Source organism: Luedemannella helvata (assembly GCF_039528415.1).
Lineage (GTDB): Bacteria > Actinomycetota > Actinomycetes > Mycobacteriales > Micromonosporaceae > Luedemannella > Luedemannella helvata.
This window is the reverse complement of the sequence record NZ_BAAALS010000039.1, coordinates 24,322-34,681: the sequence shown is the minus strand read 5'-3', so window position 1 is coordinate 34,681 and position 10,360 is coordinate 24,322. Positions and strand designations below refer to the sequence as shown.

Annotated in this window: 8 protein-coding genes; 3 read left to right on the top strand and 5 right to left on the bottom strand. The window is 71.8% G+C overall.

Going from position 1 to position 10,360, the window contains the following annotated elements; genetic code table 11:
• Nucleotides 1-78: 78 nt before the first annotated feature.
• The 3 genes from ABD191_RS26285 to ABD191_RS26275 form a co-directional block, all read right to left on the bottom strand.
• Nucleotides 79-1,029 (bottom strand): endonuclease domain-containing protein, encoded by a 951-nt coding sequence (locus ABD191_RS26285; protein ID WP_344087734.1) that lies wholly within the window; start codon nucleotides 1,027-1,029, stop codon nucleotides 79-81.
• Between the two features lie 64 nt (nucleotides 1,030-1,093).
• Nucleotides 1,094-2,818 carry a serine/threonine-protein kinase gene (locus tag ABD191_RS26280; protein ID WP_344087731.1) on the bottom strand — a complete coding sequence of 575 codons (1,725 nt, stop codon included), beginning with the start codon at nucleotides 2,816-2,818 and terminating at the stop codon, nucleotides 1,094-1,096.
• A 56-nt stretch (nucleotides 2,819-2,874) separates the two neighbouring features.
• The gene (locus tag ABD191_RS26275; protein ID WP_344087728.1) at nucleotides 2,875-3,777 is read right to left on the bottom strand and encodes a sulfite exporter TauE/SafE family protein; all 903 of its coding nucleotides are present in this window, start codon (nucleotides 3,775-3,777) and stop codon (nucleotides 2,875-2,877) included.
• A gap of 279 nt (nucleotides 3,778-4,056) precedes the next feature.
• On the opposite strand from ABD191_RS26275, the gene ABD191_RS26270 reads away from it, so the two are divergent.
• Complete coding sequence (locus ABD191_RS26270) at nucleotides 4,057-5,679, top strand: glycosyl hydrolase family 18 protein (RefSeq protein WP_344087725.1); 1,623 nt, start codon at nucleotides 4,057-4,059, stop codon at nucleotides 5,677-5,679.
• 80 nt (nucleotides 5,680-5,759) lie between these two features.
• Here the strand turns inward: ABD191_RS26270 and ABD191_RS26265 are convergent, their stop codons facing one another.
• Complete coding sequence (locus ABD191_RS26265; RefSeq protein ID WP_344087722.1) at nucleotides 5,760-6,518, bottom strand: arginase family protein; 759 nt, start codon at nucleotides 6,516-6,518, stop codon at nucleotides 5,760-5,762.
• A 231-nt stretch (nucleotides 6,519-6,749) separates the two neighbouring features.
• Between ABD191_RS26265 and ABD191_RS26260 the strand changes: the two genes are divergently transcribed.
• Nucleotides 6,750-8,201 carry a cellulase family glycosylhydrolase gene (locus ABD191_RS26260; RefSeq protein WP_344087719.1) on the top strand — a complete coding sequence of 484 codons (1,452 nt, stop codon included), beginning with the start codon at nucleotides 6,750-6,752 and terminating at the stop codon, nucleotides 8,199-8,201.
• Between the two features lie 89 nt (nucleotides 8,202-8,290).
• On the opposite strand, the gene ABD191_RS26255 is transcribed toward ABD191_RS26260, so the two are convergent.
• Nucleotides 8,291-8,854, bottom strand: coding sequence for a glycine-rich protein (locus tag ABD191_RS26255; RefSeq protein WP_344087716.1), 564 nt, complete (start codon nucleotides 8,852-8,854; stop codon nucleotides 8,291-8,293).
• A 238-nt stretch (nucleotides 8,855-9,092) separates the two neighbouring features.
• Here ABD191_RS26255 and ABD191_RS26250 point away from each other — a divergent pair, with 238 nt between their 5' ends.
• Nucleotides 9,093-10,358 (top strand): DUF4032 domain-containing protein, encoded by a 1,266-nt coding sequence (locus ABD191_RS26250; RefSeq protein WP_344087713.1) that lies wholly within the window; start codon nucleotides 9,093-9,095, stop codon nucleotides 10,356-10,358.
• The last annotated feature ends 2 nt before the right edge of the window (nucleotides 10,359-10,360 follow it).

Below are 10,360 nucleotides of genomic sequence, written 5' to 3'. Positions count from 1 at the left end.
CGCGGGCCGCCCGGGGCGGGCGGGCCGCGCGGGGCGGGCGGGCCGCGCGGGCAGGGCGGGCCGCCGGGCACGGCGGGGCTAACGGGGTCGGCGGGGTCCGCGAAGTGGCGGGAGGTTGAGGGCGGCGCGGAGGTGGGCGATCACCGTTTCCTGGTCGTGGCGGATCGCCCAGGACGGGAAGCGGAGCACGCGTTCGCCGGCCGCGGACAGGTCGTTCTGCCGGCGCATGTCGCGCCACCATTGTTCGACGTCCATGTGCTGCGCTCCGTCGATCTCCACATGAACACCCGCCTCCTCGAACCACCCGTCGACGTAGCGGCGGCGCCCGCTGGCGTCCAGTTTGACCACCTGCAGCACGGGCGCCGGCAGCCCGGCTCGCCGGCACAGCGCGAGGAACTCCATCTCTATCAGCGAGTGCGCGCCGCCGGCCGCCTCGCTGACGGCACGCAGTATGACCGGCCGGCGCCGGATGGTCGGCATCCGCCGCAGCACCCGTTCGACCTCCTCCTCTGTGACCAGCCGGCGCTGGAAGGTCATCGCGATGAACGTGCGGGCCGCGTTGTCGGAGGCCGCCCACTGCGCCGCGTCGACCATCGAGCGCGCCGGCATCGTGGCGGGCGGCGAACCGACGCGGTGCAGGTCCTCGTCCGGGAGGGTCGCCGTCCGGTGCACGAGAACGCCGCGCGGCGGGTTGAAGTGCCGCCGCTCGGCCGGCAGCAGCACGTGCACGACGTTGTCGCGGAGCCCGTCAAGGCCGGCGAGCCGCAGGGCGGACACGCCCGCCAGGTATGCATCGCCGCCCGCAGCCGCGCCGAGCACGGCCGCCCAGCACCGTTGGGCGTGCGTCACCTCGCCGGTGTGCGCGACGAGGACGCCGCGCTGCACGGTCCGCCACCGGCCCGAGTCGACCAGGTGGCGCAGCGCGCCCACGCTCATCAGGCTGAGCGCCTGCCGGCGGCTGATCACCTGATCCTGACGGAAGAGGAGCCAGGCGAGGTCGTCGGCGTCGTCGAGCGGCGGGGAGGGCACGCCGACCAGCCTTGTCGAGCGACGACGACGAGGCCACCGCCGCGTCAAGCCTGTGGATAACCGGTCAGCCGCCCAGGATGCTCAGGAGGTCGCCGATCGGGTTGGGCGACTGCGGGACCTCCGGCGGGCCGGTCGTCACGACAGGAGTCTCGACCGGGTCGGGTCGTGCACTGGTCGGGGCGGGCTCACCGCCGGTCGGCTCCACGGGCCGATCACCGCCGCCGGTCGGGACCGCGCTCGGCGGCGCGGTGGTCGCCACCGGGCCGTCGTCGCCGGAGTTGGGCCGGGTGGCCGGTGGCGCGTCGACCGGGCCGACGAGCACCGGGTGGCAGGCGACCCCGTTGACCGTGAACGAGTTCGGCATCGGGTTGCGCTCGGCGTAGCTGCCCTCGAACGGAATGCTGACCTGCTTCTGCGGCTCCACGGCGCGGGCCTTGGCGCTCATCCGGCCGGGGTACACGGCCACGGCCTGACCCTCCTGCGTCCAGCCGGGGGGCCCGCTCGCGGGGGGGACCATGGCCGCCGGGTCGACGCGCACGTTGCCCAGCTTCTCGAGGTGCTGGCTGCCCGGGTACTGGAAGGAGACGTTCCAGTCGCCCTCAATGGGCGTGGTGCCGTCGTTGGCGACATGCAGCTCGCCGGTGAACCGGGAGCCGTTGTCGCTGCGCACCCAGTACGTGGCGGTGCAGGCGAGGGTCGGGGCGCTCGCGGTGGGCGCAGCGGCCTCGGCGCCCTTGCCGCCGCGCAGGCCGCCGGCCCAGACGGCCACGCCCACGGCGGCCACGAGCAGCATCGCGCCGATCCCGGCCAGCACCAGTCGACGCGCCCGTGGACGCTCGCCCGGCGGCGGGGCGATGACGTTGGTCGGGTCGTTCGCCGAGGCCAGGTACGACGTCACGTTGAGGGCACTGCCGCCGGCGATCGGCGTGGCCCTGGCCGGGACACGGCTACGGGTGGCCGAAGCGGGCGCCGGCACGGCGCCGAGGATCTCGGCGACCTCGCTGGCGGTGGGGCGCGCGTCCGGGTCCTTGAGCAGGCACCGGTTGCAGACGGCGATCAGCTCGTCGGGGATCGGGGCCTCCGTGCCGGCCACGTCGTGTGTGGGCAACGGCGCGGGCGGCGTGTGCAGATGCGCGAAGAGCAGCGACTCGGCCGTGGTGGCCGGCCACGGCGGCTTGCCGGCGATGCACCGGTAGAGGGTGAGTCCGAGGGCGTACACGTCGGCGGCGGGCTTGATCGGGTTGCCGCTGATCCGCTCGGGCGCGACGAACCCCGGCGTGCCGAACACGGCGCCCGCTTCGTCCTGCTCGCCCACGATCGCGGAGATACCGAAGTCGACGATCTTGGGGCCGGTCGTCGACAGGACGATGTTCGCGGGCTTGATGTCGTGGTGCACGAGGCCGCGCGCGTGCGCGGCGGCGAGCCCTTCGGCGACCTTGCCGCAGATGGCGGCCGCGCGGTACCAGGGCAGTTGCCCGGCGCTGAGTGCCTCACCGAGCGATGGGCCGTCGATAAGTTCCATCACCACGTACGGGCGCACCGCGCCGTCCGGGTCCGTCCATTCGCCGTAGTCGTGCACGACGCCGATGTGGGGATGGGCGAGCCGGGCGGCGGCGCGCGCCTCGCGCTGGATGCGTTCGCGGAACCTGACGTCCTTGGCCAGCTCCGGCGAGAGGATCTTCACGGCGACCGGCCGGCCCAGCACCTCGTCGTGTGCGCGCCAGACCACGGCCATGCCACCGGTGCCGATCAACTCGACCAGCCGGTACCGACCCCCCAGGACATCCACGACGCATTATTGCCCGGCCACGCACGGCTCACACAACTCACCGTGCCGGGAGCGTCCTACTCTGCCCCTGTTTTCGCCAGTATCGGGGGCTCCACCGGAGCGGCGGTCGTCGAGGACGCGCGGGCCCGCACGCCGACCACGATCGCGATCGTGATGGCCGCGGCGGCCACGACGAGAACGAGGGCATTCGGCGCGCCGAACATCTTCAGCGCGCTGGTCAGCAGCACCACGACGAGCGCGGCGCGGACGACGCCGGCGGGCGCGCGCGAGGAGAACCGGGCGCCGAGCAGCACGCCGGGCACGGAGCCGAGCAGGATCGCGCCCGCGATGTCGAGGTGCAGGTCGCCGAAGAGCGCGTGGCCGAGCGCGGCGGCGCCGACCAGCGGCACGGCCTGCACGAGGTCGGTGCCGACGAGGTCGTTCGGGCGCAGCGCCGGGTAGAGGGCCAGCAGGATCACGATGATCAGAGAGCCGGAACCGACGGAGGTCAGCCCCACGATGACGCCGCCCCCGGCGCCGAGCAGGGCGGTCGGCAGCGGGCGCACGACGATCGGCTGAGCCGTGGCGCCCGCGGGCGCCCGTTGTGCCGCGCGGGCCTTGGCGATCAGTCCGACGGCGGCGAGCACGAGGGCGGCGCCCAGGGCGTACTGGATGGCGTGCTGGACGGACTCGTCGCCCGGCAGCAGGCGGGTGAGCAGGACGCCCGCGAAGGCGGCCGGCACGCTGCCGACGCACAGCCACCGGACGAGTTCCCAGTTGACCGTGCCCCGCCGGGCGTGGACCCAGCCACCGAACGGCTTCATGACGGCGCTGGCGACGAGGTCGCTGGACACGGCGGCCAGCGGCGGCACGCCGAAGGCGAGGACGAGCAGCGGCGTCATCAGCGCACCGCCGCCCATGCCGGTCAGGCCGACGACCGCGCCTACCCCGAACCCAGCGAGCGTCATCAGCAGGTCCACGGGTCGAGTGTGATGAGCCGCCAGCCGCTTGTCCACTTACCAGGGCGGCTCGGTAGAGAATTCCCAGCTCACGGGACAACAGCCGTCCGGGAACGCGTCATTGCCGCCCGCGCCGCCAACGTGTACACCATGGCGGCATAGACGGCCGTCGTGACCGCCGAAGTGCGCACGTCGGCCGCGAGTTGATCGAGGGATTTACATCTTGACCCGACGCGCAGCCGTGTGGGACGGTTCTGCCAGAACTGTTTGGAAACTTTCCTAACTGTAAGGGGAGGGTTCATGAGACGTTCCGTGCGCCGCGCGATGATCGCCGGCGCGGCAGCTGTCCTGGCGATCGCGCTCGTTCCGGCCGTGAACGCGTTCGCGGCGGGCAGCGTGACGGCCACGTTCACCGCTTCGTCCGACTGGGGCACGGGCCACGAGGTCCGGGTCACCGTGACCAACGGCAGCGACGCCGCCGTCAACACCTGGCAGATCGCGTTCGACCTGCCGGCCGGCACCACCATCTCCAGCTTCTGGGACGCCGATGTGACCAGCAGCGGCACCCGCTACACGGCGACGAAGAAGAGCTGGGCGGGTCCCCTCGCGCCCGGCGCCTCCTTCAGCTGGGGCTACATCGGCACCGGCGCCTACAAGGCACCGCAGAACTGCACCATCAACGGCGGCTCCTGCGGCGGCGGCACCATCCCGACCACGGTCGCGCCCACCACCCGGGTGGTCACCTCGGCGCCCCCCACCACGACACGCCCGCCGACGAGCAGCGTGCCCACCACGATCCAGCCGGGCGGCAAGAAGCTGCTCGGGTACTTCGTGGAGTGGGGCGTCTACCAGCGCAACTACCACGTCAAGAACATCGTCACGAGCGGCTCGGCGGCGAAACTCACCCACATCAACTACGCCTTCGGCAACGTCACGAACGGCGGCTGCGCGATCGGCGACTCGAACGCCGACTACGACAAGGCGTACACGGCGGCGGAGAGCGTCGACGGCGTCGCCGACACCTGGGACCCCGGCGCGCTGCGCGGCAACTTCGGGCAGCTGCGGCGGCTGAAGAAGATGTACCCGAACATCAAGGTCCTGTGGTCGTTCGGCGGCTGGACCTGGTCGGGCGGCTTCGCGCAGGCGGCGGCGAACCCGACCGCGTTCGCGAACTCCTGCTACAACCTGGTCGAGGACCCGCGTTGGGCCGACGTGTTCGACGGCATCGACATCGACTGGGAGTACCCGAACGCGTGCGGGTTGAGCTGCGACAGCAGCGGGTTCGCGTCGTTCAGGACGCTGATGTCGGCGCTGCGCGCCCGCTTCGGCTCGAACAACCTGGTGACGGCGGCCATCACGGCTGACGGGACGAGCGGCGGCAAGATCGATGCGGCCGACTACGCCGGCGCCGCCCAGTATGTCGACTGGTACAACGTCATGACGTACGACTTCTTCGGGCCGTGGGCGGCTCAGGGGCCGACGGCCGTGCACTCGGCGCTCACGTCGTACCCGGGCATCCCGACGGCGGGCTTCTACGCCGACAACGCGATCCAGAAGCTCAAGTCCAAGGGCATCCCGGCGAGCAAGCTGCTGCTCGGCATCGGGTTCTACGGCAAGGGCTGGACGGGCGTGACCCAGGCGGCCCCCGGCGGCTCGGCCACCGGCCCGGCCCCCGGCACGTACGAGGCGGGCACGGAGGACTACAAGGTGCTCAAGGCCCGCTGCCCGGCGACCGGCACGGTCGGCGGCACCGCGTACGCGTTCTGCGGTGGGCAGTGGTGGAGCTACGACACCCCGGCCACGATCGGCGGCAAGATGACGTACTCCAACAACCAGGGCCTCGGCGGCTCCTTCTTCTGGGAACTGTCGGGCGACACCACCAACGGCGAACTCATCGCCGCGATGCGCACCGGCCTGGGCTGACGCTCGACTGGTACGTGATCATCGACCGAGCGGGGAACCGGGGCGGTACCTATGCGTACCGCCCCGGTTCATAACCCGCGTCACGGTCGGCTTGCCAGGGCCAGCAGGTCGGCGAGCAGGCGCGGGCGCGCGCCGGTCGGGTCGGGGGCGGCCGGGTCCCAGGTGCAGGCGATGTCGAGGGCGGCGACCCGCCCGGTCGCGAGCACCCGCGCGAGCGCGGCGACGACGGCCGCCGCGCTGGGCCCGCCGGGGACGGGGAACCGCAGTCCCGGCAGGTCCTCGGCCGCGACGACGTCGCAGTCCACGTGCAGCAGCAGCGGCCCGTCCGGCAGCGCGGCGGTGTCCAGCTCCTCCACTGTGGAACGCCGGATGTCGGCACCGCGCAGGTAGTCCACCTCCGGCGGGTCCAGGTCGCGGGCGTCGACGAGCACGGCGCGCGACTCCGCGATCGCGCGCACGCCCACCAGCTCCGGCCGGTAACCCACCATCATCCGCAGTGGCATGCCGCCCAGGTAGCCCGACGCCGATGTCTCCATCGTCTGCACGTCGCCGTGCGCGTCGAACCACACGACACCCGCGTCCACGCCCGCGCGCTGCAGGCCAGCGAGGGTGCCGAGGCTGACGCAGCAGCAGCCGGAGACGACCGTCTGGCACGCTCCCGGGCGTACCCGGGACTGGACAGCGTCGGCGACGGCGCGGTAGATGGGCGCGAGCCGCGACCAACCGCGGGCGTCGTCCGGCAGTCGCGCGACCACCGTCGTGGTCGGGGTGAGGGGAGGCAGCGCGGCGCCGAGGTCGGGCAGAAAGTCATCCTGGTGGTACGGCACGAGAAGGGTCACGCCGGCAGGGTAGATCAGCCGCCGATGTATCGGACGTCCGGTGAAGCTTTCATGCCGAACCGGGACACAGCCGCAGGCCGGACCCCCGGGACTTAACCGGTTCTGCTCCCGCCTCGACATTTATCTGCGCTGATGCGCACCATCACCCGGGAGCCGGTGCACCGCCGAACCGGGCCGTCCGGCAACGGCCATTCCGTCGTCCCTAGCAGGGCACGAACTCCGAGGTAACCCATGAAGAAACGCATCGCTTTCGCGGCTGTGGCGGGTCTCGCCCTGGCCGCCTCCATCGTGGTCGCCGCGTGGCCCGCCCAGGCCGCCACCGGCCTGCGGATCAGCGGCGGCAAGCTCGTCGAGGCCAACGGCGCGCCGTTCATCCTGCGCGGCGTCAACCACGCCCACACCTGGTACCAGAGCCAGACAGCCACCTCGCTGGCCAACATCAAGGCCGCGGGCGCCAACTCCGTGCGCGTCGTTCTCGCCAGCGGCCAGCGGTGGACCAAGAACGACACGGCCGACGTGGCCAACGTCATCTCCCAGTGCAAGGCCAACAAGCTCATCTGCATCCTCGAGGTGCACGACACCACGGGCTACGGCGAGCAGAGCGGCGCGGCGACCCTGTCGCAGGCGGTCGACTACTGGATCAGCGTGCAGAGCGCGCTGACCGGCCAGGAGAACTACGTCATCCTCAACATCGGCAACGAGCCGTACGGCAACCAGGGCTACACCGCGTGGACCGCCGACAACGTGAGTGCCGTGCAGCGGCTGCGCAACGCCGGCTTCCAGCACACCATCATGATCGACGCGCCGAACTGGGGCCAGGACTGGGCCTTCGTCATGCGCGACAACGCGCAGACCGTGTGGAACGCGGACACGCAGAAGAACCTGCTGTTCTCCATCCACATGTACGGCGTGTTCGACACGGCCGCCGAGGTCAGCGACTACCTCAACCGGTTCGTCAACGCGGGCCTGCCGATCGCCGTCGGCGAGTTCGGCGACATGCACTCCGACGGCAACCCCGACGAGGACGCCATCCTGGCCACCGCCCAGTCGCTGGGCATCGGCTACCTGGGCTGGTCCTGGAGCGGCAACGGCGGCGGCGTGGAGTACCTCGACATGGTGACCAACTTCAGCACCACCTTCACCTCGTGGGGCAACCGGCTGTTCAACGGCGCCAACGGCATCAAGGCGACCGCCAAGGAGGCGACGATCTACAGCGGGGTGCAGCCGACCTCCGGCTCGGCGACCACCCGGGTCCCCACCTCGCGCCCGCCGACCTCGTCGGTCGTGACCAGCCGGCCGCCGACCTCCTCGGTCGTCACCAGCCGCCCGCCCACCTCCGCCGTCGTCACCAGCCGCCCGCCCACCAGCGGTCCCGGCGGGACGAAGACCTGCTCGGCGACGTACACCGTCGCGAACTCGTGGCCGGGCGGTTTCCAGGGCAACGTGAAGGTCACCGCCGGCAGCGCGGCGATCTCGGGCTGGACCGTGACCTGGACGTTCGCCAACGGCCAGACGGTGACCCAGTCGTGGAGCGCCACGGTCACGTCGAGCGGCTCGTCGGTCACCGCGACGAACGCGGCCTGGAACGGCAGCCTCGGGGCGGGCGGTTCCACCGAGTTCGGCTTCATCGGCAGCTGGAACGGCACCAACTCGGCGCCCACGGCCAGCTGCGCGGCGGTCTGATTGCGTCAGTACTGATCCGGTCGTGGACCGGAGTGGGTGCCCCGCCATCCGCTCCGGTCCACACTCTTCCGCGGACTGAACACAATGGACTATCCGCAGGGGACGGTCGTGACGAAGGCCGCGCCGTCACCGGGATGTGCCGCCATGCCGAGCGTCGCACCGGTCGGGCCGAGGCTGCCACCGCTGCCGCCCCCACCCCCGGCGCCCGCCGACGGATCGGCCGCGGCGGCCCCGCCGCCCCCTCCGCCACCGGCGACGATGACCTCGACGCCCTGGCGGGCGATCGTGGTCGCGCCGCCGCCACCGCCCGCGACGACGCCGCCGTCGGCGCCGGCCCCACCCGCGCCACCGCCACCGAAGCCGCCGGCCGGCGGTTGGCCCTGCCCGCCCACGGTGATGACGAGCACCTCGTGGGGGTCGACCGCGAGCCGGGCCCAGACCGCCGAGCCGAGACCGCCGGGTTCGCCGGTGCTGGCCGGCCCGCCGGAGCCTCCGAAGGCGGCCACGTCGAGGAAGCAGACGCCGGGCGGCACCACGAACCACTGCTGCCCGCCGACATAGGAGAACGTCACGGACGCGGGCGGATCACCGGACGCGGGCACGGCGCCTGACGCGAGCAGCGCACCCGCAACCAGCCACATAAAAGCCCTCATAACGGGCAATATATCGTTATCTGCGCCATGGGCGCGGGAGCACCGGGATCAGATTCTGGTACGCCGTAACGAACGCCACGTCGGACACCTGGCACTGCCAGTTCGTCAGGTGGCGGCGCAGGATCGCCCCGCGGTGGTCCCCGCCGTGACGGCGGACAGCGACCACGTCGTCGTACGGACGCCCGCGAAGATCCACAAGATCACCGCGGGCGCGCCGTAGCCCGTACTCTCTTGGTTCGTGCGCTTTGTTTTCACCCCTCCGGCCGAGATCGCCACCGGCCTGCTCACCCTGCCCTGGCAAGAACCGCTGGAGGAGTGGGACGACGACCGGATCGTCGAGATCGCCCAGCGCGGCATCTCGCGGCACATCGTCCGCTTCGTCGTCGACAACGGTCGCGTGTACGCGCTGAAGGAGATCGACGAGCGGCTGGCCCGCCGGGAGTTCAAGCTCCTGCGCGAACTCGACGAGCTGGAGATCCCGGCCGTCAAGGTGCTGGGCGTCGTCGTCGACCGGGGCGACGACCTGGACGCCATCCTGGTGACCGAGTTCCTCGACTTCTCGTCGTCGTACCGGGCCCTGTTCTCGCACCCGCGCGGCCCGGCGCCGACCGGGCGGCTGCTCGACGCGCTCGTGGAACTGCTCGTGCGACTGCACCTGGCCGGCTTCTACTGGGGCGACTGCTCGCTGTCGAACACCCTGTTCCGCCAGGACGCCGGCACGCTGAAGGCCTACCTCGTGGACACGGAGACCGCGGAGCTGCACGCCTCGCTGTCGGACGGGCAGCGCGAGGACGACCTGACCCGCGCGTTCGAGCGGGTCGGCGGCGAGCTGTTCGACCTGGAGGCCGGCGGGCTGCTGCCCGAGGGCATCGATCCGATCGAGGTGGCCGAGGAGGTCGGGAAGCGCTACGCCAAGTTGTGGGAGGAGATCACCCACGACGAGGTGTTCCGGCCGGAGGAGCAGCGCTACCGCATCGGGGAGCGGCTGCGCCGGCTCAACGAACTCGGCTTCGACGCCGATGAGGTGGAGCTACTCACCCAGGGCGACAAGGTGCGGCTGCGCATCCGTACGCGCGTCGGCGAACCGGGACACGAGCGGTGGCTGCTCTACGGCAAGGTCGGCATCGTCGCCGAGGAGCTGCAGGCCCGGGCGCTCCTCAACGATATGGCGAGCTTCCGGGGCCACCTCCAGCAGAAGGAGGGGCGGCCGGTGTCCGAGGCCGAGGCCGCCCAGCGTTGGCTCGCCAGCGAGTACGCCCCGGTGATCGCGGCCATCCCCGGGAACCTGCGCGGGCGGCTCGCGCCGGCGGAGATCTTCTACGAGATCCTGACGCACCGGTGGTACCTGTCCGAGGCGGCCGGGCGCGACGTCGGCACCCGCGTGGCGTCGAAGTCGTACTTCGACAACATCCTGCCGAAGGTGCCGGCGGGGCTGACCGAGGTGGTGGATCCGGAGCTGGGCCACACCGTGCCGGAGGGCAGCCCGCCCCACGTGCCCGACTGAGC